Raw genomic sequence first — 18,898 nt, forward strand, 5'->3', positions numbered from 1 at the left:
TAGATTCCCCTCCGTGATCGACCGCAAACTCGCCGCCTGGCAGAGCGCCGGACTGATCGACGCGCCGACGGCCGCGGCGATCCGGTCGTGGGAAGACGCCAACGCCCGGCCGCTCGCGCTGTGGGCGGTGATCGGGATCGGCGCGCTCGCGGTCGGCCTCGGGGTGATCTCGGTCGTCGCCGCGAACTGGGAGGATATTCCCGGCCTCGCCCGCCTCGCGGTGCATTTCGCGCTGATGGCGGCGCTCGCGGCGGCGCTGTGGCTGCGCGGCGACACGCTGATGGCGCGCAGCCCGTGGCTCCACGAGGCGCTGCTGTTCGTACTCGCGATACTCGGCCTCGGCTTCCTCGGCCATCTCGGGCAGGTGTACCAGACGAGCGCGCCATTGTGGCAGCCGATGGCGCTGTGGCTGGCGCTGATGGGGCCGCTGCTGCTGCTGCGCGGCAACAGCTGGATCACCGCGCTGCTGCTGACCGGCGTGCTGATCTTCGCCTGCTGGGACTTCGCCAACCCGACCCGCCCGTTGTTCGGGTTCGAGGCCGAGCAGCGTTCGCGCTTCCTGATGGGGCTGGCGAGTGCGCTGCCCGTCCTGCTCGTGCCGCTCGGCTCGTGGCGGCTGGAAAGGAGCGCGCGGCCCGCCTTCTGGCGCCGGTTGGAGCAGCTCGGGTTCCTCTATGTGCTCGTATGTGCCTCGCTGATGGTGGTGGCGAGCGGGTTCGGCGATTTCGCAAGTGACGGCGACGGGCGCTTCCTCGCACTCGGCACGCAAGGGGCGCAGGCGGGCGTCGGCCTGTTCGCCGCCGGGCTCACCTTCGCCGCGCGGCGCGGCCCGTCCGAAACCGCCACCGCCGCCACCCTCGCCGCCGCCGCGCTCGCGCTGGTTATGGCGCATGCCGTCGATGGCAACGCGCTCGGCGCCGCGCTGCTGTTCATGGCGCTGTGGGTCGCGATCGGGCTGGCGGCGTTCCACGGCGGCTGGCGCGACGTGTTCCAGCTCGCAGTCGGCATGGTCGCATTGCGGCTGGTGATCCTCAGCTTCGAGCTTGCGAGCAACCTGCTCACCAGCGGCTTCGGGCTGATCGTCGCGGGGCTGCTGATCCTCGGCGTCGCGTGGGGCGCGGTGCATGTCTCGCGCCGCCTCGCCCCGCCGCGGGAGAGTGCGGAATGATCCGCCGTCTAGCCTCGCGCCTTGACCCGCGCACTGTGCTCGCCCTCGCTCTCGCGCTGCCGATCGCGGGGCTGGGGCTGAGCTGGGCGAGTTCGCACGCGGCGGCGCAGCGCGGTACCGAGTGGCATGTGCCGATCGCCGGCTACGACCCGCGCGACCTGCTGCGCGGCCACTACGTGATCTACCGCTACGAGTGGCCGGGGCTGGAGGGGCGCCGGACCAACCTCGCGCTCGAACCGGTGCTGTGCATCGAGGGGCAAGCTCCGCGCATCGAGCGCGTCCACCGGCCCGCGGGCAGGGACTGCGACACCTTCGTGCGTGCACGCAGCGGGTGGAACGATCCCGAAGGCGGGCTCGACCGGGGCAGGCTCTATGTCTCGCAGGCCCGCGCCGCTGAACTCCAGCGGCGCCTCGCCGACCCCGCGCTGCAGGGCGTGGTCCGCATCCGCGTGCGCGGCGACGGGCACATCACTCCGCTCGATATCGAATTCCGCCCGCGCCGCTAGGGCCGGGTCTAGAGCGGGTTGCCGTCCCGGTCGCGATAGATGTCGCGGCGGCCGACGTGGTTGGCGGGGCCGACGAGACCCTCTTCCTCCATCTTCTCGATCCACTTGGCGGCGGTGTTGTAGCCCACGCCCATCTGGCGCTGGAGCCACGAGCCGCTCGCCTTCTGGTTCTCGAACACGATCTGGCAGGCCTGGCGGTACTTGCGCTCTTCCGGATTGTCGCTCGCGGTCAGTTCGTCGTCGAAGCTGAAGCCGCCGTCCTCGGGCTCCTCGGTCACGGCGTCGATGTATTCGGGCTTGCCCTGCCCGCGCCAGTGATCGGCCACCGCCTCGACTTCCTCGTCGCTCACGAACGGGCCGTGGACGCGCACCATCGCGCCGCTGCTCGGCTTGTAGAGCATGTCGCCCTTGCCCAGCAGCTGCTCGGCGCCCTGTTCGCCCAGGATCGTGCGGCTGTCGATGCGGCTGGTGACGTGGAAGCTGATGCGGGTGGGCAGGTTCGCCTTGATGACGCCGGTGATGACGTCGACCGAGGGGCGCTGCGTCGCCATGATCAGGTGGATACCGGCGGCGCGGCTCTTCTGGCTGAGGCGCTGGATCAGCACCTCGATCTCCTTGCCGACGGTGACCATGAGGTCGGCGAGCTCGTCGACGATCAGCACGATCTGCGGCAGCGGGGCGTAGTCGAGCTGTTCCTCCTCGAACAGCTCCTCGCCCGTCTCGGGATCGAACCCGGTCTGCACCCGGCGGCCCAGCGGCTTGCCCTTGGCGATGGCGGCCTTCACGCGCTCGTTGAACGAGTTGATGTTGCGCGAATTGATGGAGCTCATCATCCGGTAGCGCCGCTCCATCTCCTCGACCGCCCATTTCAGCGCACGGACCGACTTGTGCGGCTCGGTCACCACGGGGCTGAGCAGGTGGGGGATATCGTCGTAGCTCTTGAGTTCCAGCACCTTGGGATCGATCAGGATCAGGCGGCATTCCTCGGGCGTGAAGCGGTAGAGCAGGCTCAGCAGGATGCAGTTGAGGCCCACCGACTTGCCCGATCCGGTGGTGCCCGCGACCAGCAGGTGCGGCATCGCGGCGAGATCGGCGACGATCGGTTCGCCCGCGATATCCTTGCCCAGGATCATCGGCAGGTTGCCCTTCGCGCCCGCGAAGGCCTCGCATGCGGCGAGTTCCTTGAACGCCACCGTCTGGCGGTGCGCGTTGGGCAGTTCGATGCCCATCACCGTCTTGCCCGGAATGGGCGAGACGCGGGCGCTGATCGCGCTCATGTTGCGGGCGATATCCTCGGCCAGGCCGACCACGCGGCTCGCCTTGATGCCCGGCGCTGGCTCCAGCTCGTACATCGTCACCACCGGGCCGGTGCGCACGGCGGTGATCTCGCCCTTGACGTTGAAATCGTCGAGCACGGTTTCGAGCAGGCGCGCGTTGCGCTCGAGCGCTAGCTTGTCGAGCTTCGGCCCCTTGTCGACGGCCGGCTCGGCGAGGATATCGAGGCTCGGCAGCTCGTAGGCGGCGAACATGTCGCGCTGCTTGGCCGTGGCGGGTTCGGCGCGCTTGGGCGGGGCGGAGCGCTCGGCGATTTCGGGGCTGCGACGCGCGGGCGAAGGCGTCTCGTCCGTGTCCCCGTCATCCTCGGCGCGCGGCTTGCTCGCCTGCCGCCGCTGCTTGGGCAGGAAGGGGATATCGCGCTGCGGCAGCGAAGGCGCGCGTTTCAGGAACGCGGGCAACGTCAGCAGCATGCGCCAGTCGATCGCGAACACGCGGGTGACGAGCGCGACCCCGGCAGCGAGGCACGCGAGCGCGAGGCCGAGGATCGCCCAGCCCGAGATACCTTCGGGCAGACGCCCCGCCACCGCCTCGATCGCACCGGCACCGAGCAGGCCGACGATCCCGCCGAGCGAGGCCGGAACGCTCCACCCCGGCCCGTCGAACGCCAGCGCGAGCACGGTCGAGAGGAGCACCATCGCCAGCAGCAGCAGGCCGACCGGCCGCAGCCAGTGGGTGTCGGTGTCGCGATCCTCCTCCTCCACGTCGCGCCACAGCTTGCGCGCGCCGACGTAGAGCAGCGGCAGCAGCAGCACCGCGGTGAGGCCGAACACGAACAGCACGCGCTCCGCCGTCCACGCGCCGGTCGCGCCCATCCAGTTGCCGATGTCGCTGCCCGCCGCGGCGGTGGAGAGGCTCGGGTCGGTCTGGGTGTAGCTCGCCAGCGACAGGCCGAGGAACACCATCGCAGCGATCAGCACGCCCGCGCCCGCCATCTGCACGGCACGTCGCAGGCTGCGCCGCAGGGCGGCGCGCCAGTCTGTCGTCGGCGATTTTCCCGCCGCGCGGGTGGCCATTGTTGTTCCCCTGCCGTTCCGTATCGCGCCACCATGCGCCCGGCGGGACTCCCGCGTCAAGAATCCTGCGGCGGGGCGAGTCGAGGCGACAGGTTTTTTCGTGCCAAAGTGCCAAGGCGCGAAGGGCACCATTCGTGACGGTGCGCCGGTAATTTGTTCACCCGAAGACACGAAGATGTCCTGCTTGCGGCGCAGCCGCGTTCAGGTTTCCAGCGTCGCAATTCCTGGTGCGTCACTTCGTGACGCGAAACATCTTCGTGTCTTCGTGTGAGCCCCTTCGCGCCTTGGCGCCTTGGCGCGAAACTTTACGAAAGCCCGTCGATTGCGGCCCAGCGCGGCCAGTCCAGTTCCGCCGCCCGCTCCGCGGTCATGCCGCCGAGCGCGATTACTGGCATTAGCGCGCGGGAGGCGAGCGCGCGAAATCGCATCGCGCCGAGCGTCGGCGCATCGGGGTGCGAACGGGTGGGGAAGACCGGCGAGAGCGCCACCGCATCGGCACCGATCGCGTTCGCCGCGTCGATCTCGCGCGCGTCGTGTGCGGTGGCGATCCGCCAGCGCCCCGCGCCGCCCGGCCCGATCCGCCGCGCCGGGCCGTAGAGCCCGTCCGCGCCCCACACGCGTGCCTCGCCCGCGCTGCCCGACAGCACCACGCGGTGTCCGCAGTCGCGCGCGACAGCCGCCAGATCCTCGAACCGCGCGCGGCGCGCCTTGGGGTCGAGATGGTAGTGGCGAAAGACGAAGGCCGATCCGCGCGGCAGTGCGCGCAAGACGCGATCGAGCGCGGCGTCGTTGCGCGCATCGGACAGCAGCCACAGTTGCGGGAGAGACTGACTTCGCGGCATCGGGGCGCTATAGCGCGCCGCGATGGAAAACCCAGACACTCCGCTCGAACACGTCCAGATGATGATCGCGAAAGCGTGCAAGGTGGCGCGGCGCAATCCCGGCGAGCTCACGCTGATCGCGATCAGCAAGATGCATCCCGCCGCGGCGATCGAACCGCTGCTGGCGGCGGGCCACCGCGTGTTCGGCGAGAACCGGGTGCAGGAGGCGCAGGAGAAATGGCCGCCGCTGCGCGAGGAGCATCCGGCGGTGCAGCTCCACCTCGTCGGCCGGCTGCAATCGAACAAGGCGGCGGACGCGGTCGCGCTGTTCGACTGCATCCATTCGCTCGACCGGCCGAGCCTCGTGTCGGCGCTGGGCAAGGCGATGGACAAGGCGGACAGGCGCGTGCCGTGCTTCGTGCAGGTCGACGTGGGGGAGGAGCCGCAGAAGGGCGGCTGCCCGGTGGGCGAACTGCCCGCGCTGCTCTCCGCCGCGCGCAAGGCCGACATTCCGGTCGCTGGCCTGATGTGTATCCCGCCGCTCGAGATCGAACCCGCGCCGTTCTTCGCGCTGCTCGACAAGCTGGCGCGCGACAACGGGCCAGATGACGGATCCTGGGGCCTGAGCATGGGGATGAGCGGCGACTACGAAACGGCGATCATGCTCGGCGCGACCCATGTACGCGTCGGCACGGCGCTGTTCGGGAAGCGGGATTGAAACAAAAAGGGGCGCCCGAAAGCGCCCCTTCTCTAGCCTATATTGTGCGGCGGTTCAGAACTCGCCGCGCACCGTGATGCCGTAGGTCCGCGGTTCGGCGAGGTAGGCGGAGAACGTCTGCTGCTCGGCCACGAAGGGCGTGTTGAACGCGACCTGCGTGTAGTTCTTGTTGAACAGGTTCTGCACCCAGCCTTCGATCGCGAAGCGGTCGGCGATGTTCGTCACGCCGATGCGGCCGTTGACGACGACGAAGCTGTCCTGCTCCTTGCCGTAGAGCAGGTCGGAGCCGGTGTTGTAGTCGTCGGACAGGCGCGCGTTGACGAACACCAGGCCACGCATCCCGCCCGGGCTCAGCTCGGGCGTCCACGACAGCGACGAGGTCGCGACCCATTCGGGCGCATTCGACATGTTGTCGCCCGGCAGCAGGCGCAGCGCCGGGTCGAGCGGGGTGCCGTTCTCGTTGCCGATCAGGTCGTTCTCGAAGCTCGTATCCGAATAGGTGATCCCCATCGTAATCCCGAAATCGCGCGTCGGGTTGAGCGAAGCCTCGATTTCCACGCCCTGCGCGACCACGCCGGGGGTTATGTTGTCGGGCGAGCAGGCGCCGGTAGCGGCGCTCGCGTCCTGGTCCGCGCCGTTCAGGGCGTCGGCGCAGGCGTTGATGTTCTGCACTAGGAAGACCGAGCCGTTGAACGTGTTGAGCTGGAAGTTGGAGAACTCCTGCCGGAACGCGGCGACGCTGAGGCCGAATTCGCGCGTCTGGTACTTGGCGCCGATTTCGTAGGCGTCCACCGTCTCCTCGTCGAACTGGAGATTGCCGACATTGATGGCGGCGGCGTTGAACAGCAGCGGGTTGGACAGCGCCGAACGGTCGAGGTTGAAGCCGCCCGCCTTGTAGCCGCGCGAATACGAACCGTAGAGCAGCAGGTCGTCGATCGGTTTCCAGCTCAGGATCGCGGTGCCGGTGAACTCGTCCTCGTCGCGCGAATCGCTGAGCGAGACGCCGTCGATCTCGGACGTCGAGTTGCCCTGGCACGACAGCGCGATGATGCCGCCCGCGAGCGGAGCCAGCGCCGGCACGCCGAGCAGGCCGCCGAGCAGTGCGCGGTTCTGCGGGCAGATCACGTTGTCATTGCCGAAGGTCGCGTCGAAATCCTTGGTTTCGTTGGTGTAACGAAGGCCGAGGGTCAGATCGACCGTGTCGGTGACGTGGAAGATGTTGTGCGTGAAGAGCGCGTAGTTGTTGCTCTCCTGCCGGTAGATGTCGTTCGTGCTGCCGAGGTCGTTGACCTGCGCGAGGTTGTCGAGCCCGGCGAAGATCAGCGGCGTTGCGGGGCCGAACGCGCCGGCACCGCCGTTGGCAGCGGCGAGGACCGCGCGGCCGCCCGCGCCGATGCAGCCGCTCGCCGAAGGATCGGCCAGCGCGGGGTTGATCGCGTTGACCACGCGGCACGGGGCGAAGGCGCCGTAATCGTTGCCGAACCGCAGGTTGTCGCGCACGGTCAGCTTCTCGTTGGCGTAGAAGCCGCCCACCAGCCAGTCGAGCCGGTCGTCGAACAGGCTGCCCTGCAGGCGCAGTTCCTGGGTGAAGGTCTTGAACGCGCGCGCGCCGGCGAAATCGCCCGGTTCGCGGTAGAGGATGTCGACCTGCGTGTAGTCGGTGTCGGAACCTTGCGTGTTGGAATACTCGCGATAGCCGGTGATCGAGGTCAGCCGCGCGCCGCCCAGATCCCAGTTGAGCTCGCCCGAGACGCCGTAATCCTCGGTCTCGCCTTCGTAGCTGCGGCCCGGCGACACGTAGATGTCGCGGTTGAAGGTACCCTGGTTGAGCGCGCGCGGATTCTGGCCGAGCGCGAGGATGATCGGGATGATCGGGTTCGCCGTGCTGGTCAGCCCCGGGGTGGGCGAGCCGGGATAGTCGAACTTCGCTTCTGCCGAGACCGGCGGAATGTCGTCGCTGAGGCGCGCCAGCGGCGCGAAATCGGTTTGCACGAAGGTCGCCGCGCAGCATGCCTCGTCTTTCTTCGAATAGTCGCCGACGAGCCGGAAGCTGAGCGTGTCGCTCGGTTCGAACAGCAGCTGCCCGCGCACCAGATAGCGGTCGCGATTGTTCACGTCGGTGTCGTTGACGACGTCGTTGTAGAAGCCGTCGCGCTTGAAATAGATGCCGTCGACGCGCGCGGCTACCGTCTCGCCGATCGGCGCGTTGATCCCGCCCTCGACGCGGATCGCGTCGTAGTTGCCGTAGGTGAACGCGCCGTAGCCGGAGAATTCGAACTCGGGCGGAGCGGTATAGATGTTGATCAGGCCGGCGGAGGAATTGCGCCCGCCCAGCGTGCCTTGCGGACCGCGCAGGATTTCGATCCGGTCGATCGGGCCGAGCTCGCTGAGCGCGTTGCCCGAGCGCGAGCGGTAGACGCCGTCGACGAACACCGCGACCGAGCTTTCCAGGCCGGGGTTGTCGCCCACGGTGCCGATCCCGCGGATGCGCGCCGATCCGTTCGCTTCGTTGCCGGTGGAGGACACGAGCAGCGAAGGTGCGACCTGATTCAGTTCGCGAATGTCGTTGGTGCCGGATTTCTCGAGCAGTTCGCCGGTGACCGCCGAGACCGCGACCGGCACGTCCGCCAGCGACTGCTCGCGGCCCTGCGCGGTGACGACGATGACCGTGCCGGTGTCTTCCGCCTCCGTCACGCTCGCGTCGTCGACGTCCTGCGCGAAAGCCATCTGCGGGAACAGCGCGATCCCTGCGCCTGCCAGCGCGAGTGCGCGAACGGATGCCATGCGGGTCATTTCTCTCTCCTCACCATGCCGCGACGTGTCGGATGCCGTCGTGCTTGACGCTTTCGTTAACGTGAAGTGGCGCGCGATGAAACATCGTTTTCCACCAACGGCCGAAAACGACCGTTATGTGTTGCATTCAGGCGTCTTCGAGCTCCGCCTGCCGCCGGTCGCTCGCCGCGTCGAGCAGCGCCGCCTCGATCGCCGAGAGGCGTTCCGGCGTGTCGATCTTCTCGCTCAGGAGGTCGGTGACGTAGAACGTGTCCGCCGCGCGTTCGCCGTAGGCGGTGATGTGGGCGGAGTGCACGATCAACTGGCATTCGAACAGCGCGCGCGCCAGCCGGTTGAGCAGCGCCGGGCGGTCCCGCGCGTTGACTTCGATCACGGTGAAGCGGTTGGACGCTTCGTTGTCGACGATCACGCGCGGGCGCACGTCGAACGCCTTGGCCCGGCTGCGCGGCAGCGGCCGCTTCGCCAGCCGCGGCACCAGTTCGATGCGGTTGGCCAGCGCGTCGCCGATCGCGGTTTCGATCCGCTCGAGCTGCTCGGCCTCGTGGAACGGTTGGCCGAGCGGGTCCTGCACCAGGAAATTGTCGACCGCCCATCCCGCCCGCGTGGTGTGGATGCGCGCGTCGATAATGTTCGCGCCGGCGAGGTGGATGCCGCCGGCGATGCGGTAGAACAGCCCCGGATGGTCGGCCGCGATCACGCTCACCAGCGTCGCCCCGCGCGATGGATAGACCTCGCAGTGGACGGACAGGTCGTGGTCGAGCCGCCGCGCGGCGGCGAATTGGCGCAGGTTGAGCGCCACGATGTCCTCCGGCTCGGCGATCCAGTAGGCGTCGCCCAGATCGGCGCTGTAGCGTTCGACCAGCGGCGCATCCTCGCCCAGCAGCGCACGCACCGCGTCCTTGGTGGCGGACACGCGCTCGGTTCGCCCGTGGCGCATGTGGCCGAGCCGCAGCCGCTCGTGCGCGATATCGTAGAGGTCGCCGAGCAACTGCCGCTTCCAGCTGTTCCACGTCCCCGGCCCGACCGCGCGGATGTCCACCGCGGTCAGCACCAGCAGGTGGCGCAATCGCTCGAGGCTCTGCACCTCGGCGACGAAATCCTCCACCGTCTTGGGATCGGTCAGGTCGCGCTTGAACGCGGTCGCGCTCATCAGCAGGTGCTGGCGCACCAGCCAGGCGACGAGATCGGTCTCGTCCTCGGTGAGGCCGAAGCGCGGGCACAACTCGCGCGCGACCTCCTCGCCCAGCACAGAATGGTCGCCGCCGCGCCCCTTGGCGATGTCGTGCAGCAGCACCGAGATATAGGCCGCGCGGCGCGAGGCGAGCTTGCGGATCAGGCGGGTGGAACGCGGATGATCCTCCGCCAACTCGCCCTTCTCGATCCGGTTCAGCAGCCCGATCGCGCGGATCGTGTGCTCGTCCACCGTATAATGGTGGTACATGTCGAACTGCATCTGCGCGTTGACCTTGCCGAAATCGGGCACGAAGCGGCCGAACACGCTCGCCTCGTTCATCCAGCGCAGCACCGTCTCGGGATCGTTGCGGCCGCTCAGCAGCTCGAGGAACAGCGCGTTGGCGCGCGGATCGTTGCGAATTTCGGCGGTTATCAGGCGCGAATCGCGGTCGGCCTGACGCATCGTGGCAGGCTCGATCTCCAGCCCCTCCGCCTCGGCGACCTGGAACAGCTCGATCAGGCGCACCGGATCGGCGCGGAACCAGTCGTCACCCGGTGCGCCGATCCGTCCGCCGAACACGGGGTAGCCCTTCACCATGCGCGGCCGGGTGCGGAAGCCCGCGAGCAGCCCCTTGCGCGCGCGCGCCTTGGCGAACTGCTCGTCGATATGCGCGAGGAACACGCCCGTCAGGCTGCCCACCCGCTTGGCCTGGAGGAAGTAGAACTGCATGAAGCGCTCGACTTCGCTCTTGCCCGGCCGGTCGGTGAAATTCATCCGCTCGGCGACCTGCCGCTGGAGATCGAAGGTCAGCCGATCCTCGGCCCGCCCGGTGATCATGTGCAGATGGCAGCGCACCGCGAGCATGAAGCCTTCCGCCCGGCGAAAGCCGCGGTATTCCTGCCGCGTCAGCAGGTCGACGTCGACCAGTTCGGCGGCGCTGCGCACCTTGTGGATATACTTGCCGATCCAGTAGAGCGTCTGGAGGTCGCGCAAGCCGCCCTTGCCGTCCTTGACGTTGGGCTCGACGACGTAGCGGCTGTCGCCCATGCGCTTGTGCCGCGCGTTGCGCTCTTCCAGCTTGTCGGCGACGAACTGGCGCTCGGTGCCGGTGACGACGTCGGCCCAGAAGCGCCGCCGCGCCTCTTCGTAAAGCGCTTCATCACCCCACACGTAGCGCGCCTCGAGCAGCGCGGTGCGGATGGTCACGTCTTCTTTCGCCAGACGCACCATGTCGTCGGGCGTGCGGCTCGAATGGCCGACCTTGAGGCCGAGATCCCACAGGTAGTAGAGCATCGCCTCGATCACCTGCTCGCACCACGGCGCGCGGCGGGTGGGGGTGAGGAAGGCGACGTCGACGTCGGAATGCGGCGCCATCTCCGCCCGGCCGTATCCGCCGACCGCGAGGATCGACAGGCGCTCGCCCTCCGAACGGTTGGCCACCGGATAGACATGGCCCACGACATGGTCGTGGATCAGGCGTACGAGCTGATCGACCAGGAAGGCATGCCCGGCGGCGCATTCGTGCCCGGCATGGGGCTTGGCCTCGAGCCGGCGGCGCAGTTCCTCGCGCCCCTCGGCCAGCGCCTCGCGCAGCAATTCGACGACCCCGCCGCGGGCCTTGTCGCCACGCTCGGCGGCGAGCGTGGCGATCGCTTCGGCCAGCGCGCGCCGGTCGATCACCGCGCGCTGACGGGGGATGCGGACCTGATTCAAGCCTCGAGCTGCTCCTTGGCATAGAGCGCGCGCACCGCGCGCTTGTCGATCTTCTGCGTGCCGAGCCGCGGCAACGGCGCGCCGGACTGCCAGACGAACTGCGGAATCTTGAAAGGCGCGAGACGCCCGGCGAGGAATTCCAGAAGCTCGTCCGGGCTCAGCGAACAGCCGTCCTTGCAGTAATAGACCGCCGCCGGGATTTCGCCGAACCGCTCGTCGGGCAGGCCGAAGACCGAGCATTCGGCCACCGCGTCGTGCCCGTAGATCCCCTGTTCGACCTCGATGCACGAGATGTTCTCGCCGCCGCGGATGATGATGTCCTTCTTGCGGTCGACGATGAACAGGTAGTCGTCGGCATCGAGATAGCCGAGGTCGCCGGTGCGGAAATAGCCGTCGTCGAAGAAGGCGGCCCGGGTCGATGCGTCGTCGTTCCAGTAACCGCGGAAGTTGGCGACCGAGCGGATGCAGATCTCGCCCACCGCGCCCTGCGGCTGCCGCTGGCCGTCGTCGTCGAGGATCGCGAGGTCGACCAGCGGACGGCTGGCGCGCCCGGTCGATCCGGGCTTGGCCATGTAGTTCTCGTTGAAGTTGCCGCAGCCCACGCCGTTGGTCTCGGTGAGGCCGTAGCCGAGCAGCGGGAAGCCTTCGGGAAAGGCCTCCTTGATCCTGGTGACGTGATCGACCGGGCGCGGCGCGCCGCCGGCGGCGAAGCTCTTGCACGCGGTCAGATCGAAGCTGTCGCGGTCGGGGTGGGTCGCGATCTCGTAGCTCATCAGCGGCACGCCGACGAAATAGCTGACCTTCTCCGCCTCCATCAGCCGCATCGCCTCGCGCGCGTCCCACTTGGGCATCAGCACGAGCTTGCGCGCGATCGCGTAGCTCTGGAGATAGAGCGGCACTTCGCCGGTGACGTGGAACAGCGGCACCGCGATCAGCGCGCAGGCCTGGGTGCCCGGCATGTCGCCGCGCTCGGTCAGGAGCTGCGCGGCCATCGCGCTCTGCGAGACGTAGCTCATCGTGCCGTTGACCACGCCGCGATGATCGGACCACGCACCCTTCGACTGCCCGGTCGAACCAGACGTGTAGAGGATCGTCGCGAGATCGTCCGGCCCGAGTTCGCCCAGTATGCGCATCGCAGTGTCGCCTTCGCCCCAGAGCGCGGCGAGCCCTTCGGACGGCGGCAGGTCGTGCGAAATCTCGATCACGTTCGCCGAATGGTCGGTGCCTTCGAGCCGCGCCGCGCGCTCCGCGTCGGCGAGCACCAGCGAACATTCGGCGATGCGCACGCCGTGGGCGAGTTCGTCGCCGGTCCAGAAACCGTTGAGCAGGGTGGCGCAGCCGCCGCCCATGATCACGCCCATGTAGGCGACGATCCAGTTGGCCGAATTGCGCGCGGCGATGCCGACGCGGTCGCCCTTCCGCATCCCGTGCCGGTCGGCGAGGCCTGCCGCGACGTGGCTCGCGGCGGCCCAGCACTCGCCAAAGGTGAGCCGGGTGTCGCCGTCGACGAGGAAGACGAGATCCTTATGCTCGTTGCAGAAGTGGGCGAAATAGTGCGCGAGGCTGGGGGGAGCGTTCCTGAATGCCGGCAGCGGCTGCCCGAAACTTTCAACCGGCGCTGTCTCGAACGGCATGCCGGGCCCGGTCAGCTCGTCCATGATTCGCTCGAGATCGTTGTCCAATTCGCTCGGCATTCGTCGTGTCTCCTCTCGCCTTGCCGTTACGTCTCGGCGGAGATAATCGCGCCGACTGCCCGAACGCGGGGTTTCGCCCCGTCTCGCTCTATGCCAAAAGCCGCGCGAAAATCCCGCGCGGCGGGGTGAAACGATAGGGGGTTCGCGTTTTGCTGTCACTACTCGCAGGCGCGGCTGCCGAGCCGATCCAGTGGGCCCAGCTCGGCCTGACGCCCGGGATCGATCTCGGCTTTTTCACCTTGCGCTGGTATTCGCTCGCCTATCTCGCGGGGATCGTGCTGGGCTACTGGCATCTGTCGCGAATGATCAGGGCCCCCGGCGCGCCGATGGCGCAGCGCCATGCGGACGACCTGTTCTTCTACTGCACGCTGGGCATCATCATTGGCGGACGGATCGGCTATGCCACGTTCTACGAGCCGTCGCTGTGGACCAGCCTGCGGTTCTTCCAGCTGTGGACCGGCGGGATGAGCTTCCATGGCGGGGTCGCGGGCGTGCTCGTGGCGATCGGGTTCGTCTCGTGGCGCGGCCAGCTCAGCTTCCTGCGCGTGGCGGACTACATCGCGGTCAACGTGCCGTTCGGAATGATGTTCGGGCGGCTCGCGAACTTCGTCAACGGCGAGCTGTGGGGCCGCCCGACCGACGTGCCGTGGGCGATGGTGTTCCCCGGCGCCGGCCCGCTGCCGCGCCATCCCTCGCAGCTGTACGAGGCGGCGCTGGAAGGCGCGCTGCTGGTGCTCGTGCTGCTGTTTCTGTTCTGGCGCACCCGCGCGCGCTATCGTCCCGGGCTGCTGGTCGGCGTGTTCACCGCGGGCATCGCGCTGGGCCGCTTCACGGTCGAATTCTTCCGCGAGCCCGACGCGCAGCTGGCCGAGTTCGCGGCGGAAACCGGCCTCTCGATGGGCCAGTGGCTCACCATTCCGCTGATCGTGCTAGGCATCGCGGTGACGGTGCGCGCGTTGATGAAGCCGCCGCTGGCGAGTGGCAAGGGCGCGCCCGCCCCGGCATGAACGGAGAGGCAGAGCCCGATCCCGATACCAATCTGGGCGCGGTCTTCCGCCGGCTGATTCGCAACACCGGCCCGATCAGCCTCGCGCAGTTCATGGGCGAGAGCAATGCGCGCTATTACTCCAGCCGCGATCCGATCGGGCGCGGTGGCGATTTCGTGACCGCGCCCGAGATCAGCCAGATGTTCGGCGAACTGATCGGGCTGTGGCTGGCCGACGTGTGGATTCGCGCCGGTCGCGAGGAGCCGGTGCTCTACGTCGAACTCGGCCCGGGTCGCGGCACGCTGGCGAAGGACGCGCTGCGCGCCGGCGCCCGCTACGGCTTCGCGCCCGAGGTGCATTTCGTCGAAGCGTCGCAGGCGCTGCGCGAAGTGCAGGAACAGGCGGTGCCGGGCGCGACGTGGCACAGCGACCTCTCCACCGTGCCGCAGGACGCGCCGCTGCTGCTCGTCGCCAACGAATTCCTCGACGCGCTGCCGGTGCGCCAGCTGGTGCGCGCGGCGGAGGGCTGGCGCGAGCGGATGGTGGCGCTGGCGGGCGAGGAATTCGTGTTCGCCGCCGGGCGCCAGCCGATGGACGCGGCGGTGCCGGACGAATGGCGCGATGCGCCGCAGGGCACGCTGCTCGAAACGAGCCCCGGCGCGGCGGCGGTCGCCTACGAGATCGCCGGGCGGCTGGCCGATCAGGGCGGGGCCGCGCTGGTGATCGACTACGGTAGCGCCGAACTGCGCCCTGGCTCGACGCTGCAGGCGGTGCGCGCGCACGAAAAGGTCGATCCCTTCGCCGCGCCGGGCGAGGCGGATCTGACCGCGCACGTCGATTTCGCCACGCTGGCCAAGATCGCGCAGGCGCGCGGCGTCCGCCACCTCGGCACGGTGGGGCAGGGGCGCTGGCTGCAGGCGCTCGGCATCGACGCGCGCGCCGAAGCGCTGGCGAAGCGCGCGCCGCACTACGCGCAGGAGATCGAGGCCGCCCGCCACCGCCTCGTCGCCGACGACCAGATGGGCACGCTGTTCAAGGTCGCCGCCCTCGCCGCGCCCGGTTGGCCCGACGGTGTGGGGTTCGAAGAGGCCTAGAGCGCCAGCTTCTCGGCCAGTTCCCGCGCCGCCTGCGTGGGACTGCGCTTGTCATCGGCGCGGTCGACCGAGAGGTTCGCCTCGCGCATCGTCTCGACGTCGATCGCGCCGACGAGCGGTTCGAGCGTCGCCATCAGGCGCGCATCGCCCGCGCGGTCGGGGGCGATCAGCACCAGCGCGTCGTAGGCGGGAAATGCGCCCTCGACATCCTCCAGCACCAGCAGGTTGTCCGCCGCGATCCGGCCGTCGGACGTATAGGCGCCGATCACGTCCGCGCCGCCCGATCGCAGGGCGTTGTACATGAAGGTGGGGGTGAAGGTGCGCTGGCGGGCGAACTGGAGATCGTAGGCGCGCTGTGCTGCCAGCCATTCGGGACGGCGGAAGAATTCGGGGTCGCCGCCGATCGTCAGGCGGGGGGCGACGCGCGCCAGATCGTCCAATCCGCGCACGCCCAGCGCGGCGGCGCGGTCGCGGCGCATGGCGAGGGCATAGGCGTTCTCGAAGCCCAGCCGCCCGAGCACGCGGGTGCCGCTGGTCTCGTCCTCCCACGCGACCACCGCGCGATAGGTCTGCTCGCGCCCGGGATTGCCTTCGCGGCCCATCTCGTTGGTCCAGATCGTGCCGGTGTAATCGATCGCGATGTCGATCGCGCCGGTGGTGACTGCATCGTGGACCACCGCCGAGCCGAGCCCGTCGCGATATTCGACCGCATAGCCCGCGTCTTCCAGCCGCTGCCCGATCAGGCGGGCGAGGATGTATTGTTCCGAAAAGCTCTTCGCCCCGATCACCACGCGGTCCTCGCGCGATCCGAAATCGAACTGCGACACGGCCGCCGCGAGGATGCCGAGCGCGGCGAGCCCAGCGCCGCTCCACACGAGCACCTTGCGCCGGCTCGCGAACCCGCGCTCGATTGCGCCCAGCAGCATGTCGGCCACCAGCGCCAGCCCGGCGCTGGCGATGCACCCGGCCAGCACCAGCGCCCAGTTCTGCGTCTGCAATCCGGCGAAGATCGGATCGCCCAGGCTCTCCTGCCCGATCGTGGTGGACAGCGTCGCCGCGCCGATCGTCCACACCGCTGCGGTGCGCACGCCCGCCATCACGTAAGGCGCGGCGAGCGGCGCCTCGACCAGCCGCAGCTTCTGCCATCCGGTCATGCCCACGCCGTCCGCCGCCTCGAGCACGCCGGGCTCCATGTGCTCGCGCGCGGTGACCGCGTTGCGCAGGATCGGCAGCAATGCATAGAGCGCGAGCGCGAGCAGCGAGGGCAGGAAGCCGAGCGTCGGCAGACCCTCGCCGAACACCGCGCGCAGGCTCAGGAGGATCGGGAAGAACAGCGCCAGCAAAGCGAGTGCGGGGATCGTCTGCACCAAGCTGGCGAAGCCGAGCGCGATCCGCGCCACCGGCGGCGAGCGGCTGGCCCAGACCGCCAGCGGCAGCGCCACCGCGATCCCCAGCGCGATCGCCGCCGAGGCGAGCAGGACATGCGCGGCGAGCTTGTCGCCGAGCCCGAGCAGGATGGAGAGGATATCGCTCATCCCTCCAGCTCCGCGATCGCCTCGGCCTGGTCGCGCGGCACCGCGACGAGCGCCTGCGCCTCCGCCCCGCCCGCACCCGCCAGCAACGCGCGCGGCGTTTCGTCGGCAACGATGCGTCCGGCGGACATTACCAGCACGCGCTCGGCCAGCAGCAAGGCCTCGGCCATGTCGTGCGTCACCATCACCGTGGTCAGGCCGAGCCGGTCGTGCAATTCGCGCACCCGGCGGCCCAGCGCGTCGCGCGTGACCGGATCGAGCGCGCCGAACGGCTCGTCCATCAGCAGCAGTTGCGGATCCCCCGCCAGCGCGCGCGCCACGCCGACCCGCTGGCGCTGGCCGCCCGAAAGCTCGCTCGGCATCCGGCGCGCGTGATCGGATTCGAGTTCGACCAGTTCGAGCAGTTCGGCCACGCGCTCCTGCCCGATCGGGTTTCCGGCTAGCTTCGGGCCGAGCGCGATGTTTTCTCCGACCGTCATGTGCGGGAACAGCCCGATCGACTGGAACACGTAGCCGATCCGCCGCCGCAGCGCGGGCGCAGGGCCATCGCGCACGTCGGACCCGGCGAACAGGATCGTGCCCGCGTCGGGCTCTATCAGCCGGTTGATGGTCTTGAGCAGGGTCGACTTGCCCGAACCCGACGCGCCGACCAGCGCGACGAAGCTGCCGCGCGGCACGGCGAGATCGACCCCGCCCAGCGCATGGGTTTCACCGAAACGCTTGGCGATGCCGGTCAGGCGGAGCTGGTCGTCGGAAGCGGCGGCCATCAGGCTACCCTAGGGGCAGCGGCGGGCGAACGGAAGGTCAGCTTGCCAGCGTGTCCCGCGGCAGGCCGATCGTTACCGCGAGGCCACCCTTGCGCCAGTCCCGCGCGATCGTGCCGTCGAGCTGCGAGGTCACGCTCATGTCGATCAGGCGGGTGCCGAAGCCGCGGGTGCGCTGGCCCGGATCGGGCTCTACGGGCTCGGGGCCTCCGCGCTCGGTCCATTCCAGCACCACGCCATCGCCGTGCTCCTCGCGCAGAGCGATGTCGATCGCGCCGCTGTCAGTGGAGAGCGCGCCGTACTTGACCGAATTGGTCGCCAGTTCGTGCAGCACCAGCGCGAGCGGGGTCGCCGCCCGCGCGCCGACCGGCGCGGTCTCGCCTTGGACCGTCAGCCGCCCGTCTTCGCCGGTGAACGGTTCGAGCACCGCGCGCACCAACCCGCGCAATTCGCTCGCGCCGCCGGTCGGCCGGATGAAATCCTGCGCCTTGCCGAGCGCGCTGATCGTGCCGACCAGATCCTCGCCGAATTCGCGCAGTTCCTCGCGCCCCCGGGTGCGGACCGAAACGAGGCCTGAAATCAGCGCGAACACGTTCTTGATCCGGTGCGCCAGTTCATGCGCGAGGGTATCGTTGGTGTCGGCCTGCCGCCGCCGCTCGTCGATATCGGTCAGCGTGCCGTACCAGCGCACCACCGCGCCGCTCTCGTCCTTCACCGGCAGCGCGCGCGAGAGGGTCCAGCGCCATCCGCCGTCGGACTGGCGCAGGCGATATTCGTTCTCGTAAGCCTCGCCGCGGGCAAGCGAGTTCGTCCAGTTGCCGAACGTCTGTTCGTGGTCCTCGTCGTGGATGAACGGGCGCCAGTCGTCGGCCTCGATCGGCGGCTTGCCGCCGGTGATCGCCTGCCAGCGCCCGTTGAAATAGTCGAACCTGCCTTTGCCGTCGGCCGACCAGATGATGTCGGGCAGCCAGTCGCCCAGCGTGCGGAATTCCGATGCGCGGCGCGCGAGTTCCGCTTCGTTCTCGCGCGTTTCCCGCCGGCCCTGGATGCGACGCTTGGCCGCCTGCGCAAGCACCGCGAGGCCCTGCTGCTGGAACTCGGTCAGTCCGCCCGGCCGGGCCACGGTGTGGATCACGCACAGCGCCCCGATCGGCGCGCCTTCGGCCGAGATCAGCGGCGCGCCGGCATAGAACCGCAGCCCGAAGTCGCCGGTGACCAGTTCGAATTCGGCGAAGCGCGGATCGCGCGTCGCGTCGGGCACGATCAACAGGCCGCTACCCATCATCGCGTAGGCGCAGAAACTGGTCGAGCGCGGGGTGCCATCGACCTCGACCCCGGTGCTGCCGAGAAACCGCTGACGCTCGGATTCGACCAGAGTGACCAGCGAAACCGGCACATCGCACAGTTGCGCAGCGAAGCGGGTGATGGCGGTCAGTTCGGGATCGTCCGCCAGCGAGTCGAGACCGTGTGCGGCGATTATCTTGGCGCGTTCGCTCTCGCCGCAGAATGCGGGCGCAGGCGGCGTGTTGCCCGGCCAGAGAGTAGATTCGCGCAATTTCATCCCGATCCATCGCCTGCATACAG

13 protein-coding genes are annotated in these 18,898 nt (G+C 68.9%); 5 read left to right on the top strand and 8 right to left on the bottom strand.

Annotation, left to right across the window (positions count from 1 at the left end; translation table 11 throughout):
* The first annotated feature begins 13 nt into the window (after positions 1–13).
* Both ACE3QC_RS09860 and ACE3QC_RS09865 read left to right on the top strand, forming a co-directional pair.
* Positions 14–1,168 carry a DUF2157 domain-containing protein gene (locus ACE3QC_RS09860; RefSeq protein WP_374407720.1) on the top strand — a complete coding sequence of 385 codons (1,155 nt, stop codon included), beginning with the start codon at positions 14–16 and terminating at the stop codon, positions 1,166–1,168.
* Positions 1,165–1,674: a GDYXXLXY domain-containing protein gene (locus ACE3QC_RS09865; protein WP_374407722.1), complete on the top strand. Its 510-nt coding sequence runs from the start codon at positions 1,165–1,167 to the stop codon at positions 1,672–1,674. The genes ACE3QC_RS09860 and ACE3QC_RS09865 overlap by 4 nt, the downstream gene beginning before the upstream one ends.
* Positions 1,675–1,682: 8 nt before the next feature.
* On the opposite strand, the gene ACE3QC_RS09870 is transcribed toward ACE3QC_RS09865, so the two are convergent.
* Together ACE3QC_RS09870 and ACE3QC_RS09875 are read right to left on the bottom strand one after the other, a co-directional pair.
* A complete protein-coding gene (locus ACE3QC_RS09870; protein ID WP_374407724.1) occupies positions 1,683–4,025 on the bottom strand; it encodes a DNA translocase FtsK 4TM domain-containing protein in 2,343 nt (780 codons plus the stop codon).
* A 305-nt stretch (positions 4,026–4,330) separates the two neighbouring features.
* Entirely contained in the window at positions 4,331–4,867 is a 537-nt protein-coding gene (locus ACE3QC_RS09875; RefSeq protein WP_374407726.1) for a thiamine phosphate synthase, read from the bottom strand.
* Between the two features lie 22 nt (positions 4,868–4,889).
* On the opposite strand from ACE3QC_RS09875, the gene ACE3QC_RS09880 reads away from it, so the two are divergent.
* Positions 4,890–5,564, top strand: a complete 675-nt coding sequence (locus ACE3QC_RS09880; RefSeq protein WP_374407728.1) for a YggS family pyridoxal phosphate-dependent enzyme — start codon at positions 4,890–4,892, stop codon at positions 5,562–5,564.
* Between the two features lie 54 nt (positions 5,565–5,618).
* Here ACE3QC_RS09880 and ACE3QC_RS09885 read toward each other — a convergent pair whose 3' ends face one another.
* From ACE3QC_RS09885 to ACE3QC_RS09895, 3 genes are all read right to left on the bottom strand, one after another.
* Positions 5,619–8,348 carry a TonB-dependent receptor gene (locus ACE3QC_RS09885; protein WP_374407730.1) on the bottom strand — a complete coding sequence of 910 codons (2,730 nt, stop codon included), beginning with the start codon at positions 8,346–8,348 and terminating at the stop codon, positions 5,619–5,621.
* A 136-nt stretch (positions 8,349–8,484) separates the two neighbouring features.
* Complete coding sequence (locus ACE3QC_RS09890; protein WP_374407732.1) at positions 8,485–11,244, bottom strand: [protein-PII] uridylyltransferase; 2,760 nt, start codon at positions 11,242–11,244, stop codon at positions 8,485–8,487.
* A complete protein-coding gene (locus ACE3QC_RS09895; protein WP_374407734.1) occupies positions 11,241–12,938 on the bottom strand; it encodes a class I adenylate-forming enzyme family protein in 1,698 nt (565 codons plus the stop codon). Before ACE3QC_RS09895 ends, ACE3QC_RS09890 begins: the two co-directional genes overlap by 4 nt.
* Before the next feature lie 149 nt (positions 12,939–13,087).
* Between ACE3QC_RS09895 and lgt the strand changes: the two genes are divergently transcribed.
* The gene (gene lgt, locus ACE3QC_RS09900) at positions 13,088–13,945 is read left to right on the top strand and encodes a prolipoprotein diacylglyceryl transferase (RefSeq protein WP_374407735.1); all 858 of its coding nucleotides are present in this window, start codon (positions 13,088–13,090) and stop codon (positions 13,943–13,945) included.
* Positions 13,942–15,018: a class I SAM-dependent methyltransferase gene (locus ACE3QC_RS09905; protein WP_374407736.1), complete on the top strand. Its 1,077-nt coding sequence runs from the start codon at positions 13,942–13,944 to the stop codon at positions 15,016–15,018. Before lgt ends, ACE3QC_RS09905 begins: the two co-directional genes overlap by 4 nt.
* Here ACE3QC_RS09905 and ACE3QC_RS09910 read toward each other — a convergent pair.
* From ACE3QC_RS09910 to ACE3QC_RS09920, 3 genes are read right to left on the bottom strand one after another with little or no spacing between them, the layout of a single operon-like run.
* Positions 15,015–16,553 (bottom strand): ABC transporter permease/substrate-binding protein, encoded by a 1,539-nt coding sequence (locus ACE3QC_RS09910; protein WP_374407738.1) that lies wholly within the window; start codon positions 16,551–16,553, stop codon positions 15,015–15,017. The two genes, ACE3QC_RS09905 and ACE3QC_RS09910, sit on opposite strands and share 4 nt — an antisense overlap.
* Positions 16,550–17,317 (bottom strand): ATP-binding cassette domain-containing protein, encoded by a 768-nt coding sequence (locus ACE3QC_RS09915; RefSeq protein WP_374407740.1) that lies wholly within the window; start codon positions 17,315–17,317, stop codon positions 16,550–16,552. The genes ACE3QC_RS09910 and ACE3QC_RS09915 overlap by 4 nt, the downstream gene beginning before the upstream one ends.
* A 37-nt stretch (positions 17,318–17,354) precedes the next feature.
* Entirely contained in the window at positions 17,355–18,875 is a 1,521-nt protein-coding gene (locus ACE3QC_RS09920) for a PAS domain-containing protein (RefSeq protein ID WP_374407742.1), read from the bottom strand.
* Positions 18,876–18,898: the final 23 nt, after the last annotated feature.

The organism is Pelagerythrobacter sp. (assembly GCF_041912895.1).
GTDB lineage: Bacteria > Pseudomonadota > Alphaproteobacteria > Sphingomonadales > Sphingomonadaceae > Pelagerythrobacter.

Bases quoted from the DNA above. Each gene is read 5' to 3' on its own strand.
- ACE3QC_RS09920 (WP_374407742.1), bottom strand. From the start codon at position 18,875: ATGAAATTGCGCGAATCTACTCTCTGGCCGGGCAACACGCCGCCTGCG.
- ACE3QC_RS09875 (WP_374407726.1), bottom strand. From the start codon at position 4,867: ATGCCGCGAAGTCAGTCTCTCCCGCAACTGTGGCTGCTGTCCGATGCG.
- ACE3QC_RS09865 (WP_374407722.1), top strand. From the start codon at position 1,165: ATGATCCGCCGTCTAGCCTCGCGCCTTGACCCGCGCACTGTGCTCGCC.
- ACE3QC_RS09895 (WP_374407734.1), bottom strand. From the start codon at position 12,938: ATGCCGAGCGAATTGGACAACGATCTCGAGCGAATCATGGACGAGCTG.
- ACE3QC_RS09910 (WP_374407738.1), bottom strand. From the start codon at position 16,553: ATGAGCGATATCCTCTCCATCCTGCTCGGGCTCGGCGACAAGCTCGCC.
- ACE3QC_RS09885 (WP_374407730.1), bottom strand. From the start codon at position 8,348: ATGGCATCCGTTCGCGCACTCGCGCTGGCAGGCGCAGGGATCGCGCTG.
- ACE3QC_RS09880 (WP_374407728.1), top strand. From the start codon at position 4,890: ATGGAAAACCCAGACACTCCGCTCGAACACGTCCAGATGATGATCGCG.
- ACE3QC_RS09870 (WP_374407724.1), bottom strand. From the start codon at position 4,025: ATGGCCACCCGCGCGGCGGGAAAATCGCCGACGACAGACTGGCGCGCC.
- ACE3QC_RS09905 (WP_374407736.1), top strand. From the start codon at position 13,942: ATGAACGGAGAGGCAGAGCCCGATCCCGATACCAATCTGGGCGCGGTC.
- ACE3QC_RS09915 (WP_374407740.1), bottom strand. From the start codon at position 17,317: ATGGCCGCCGCTTCCGACGACCAGCTCCGCCTGACCGGCATCGCCAAG.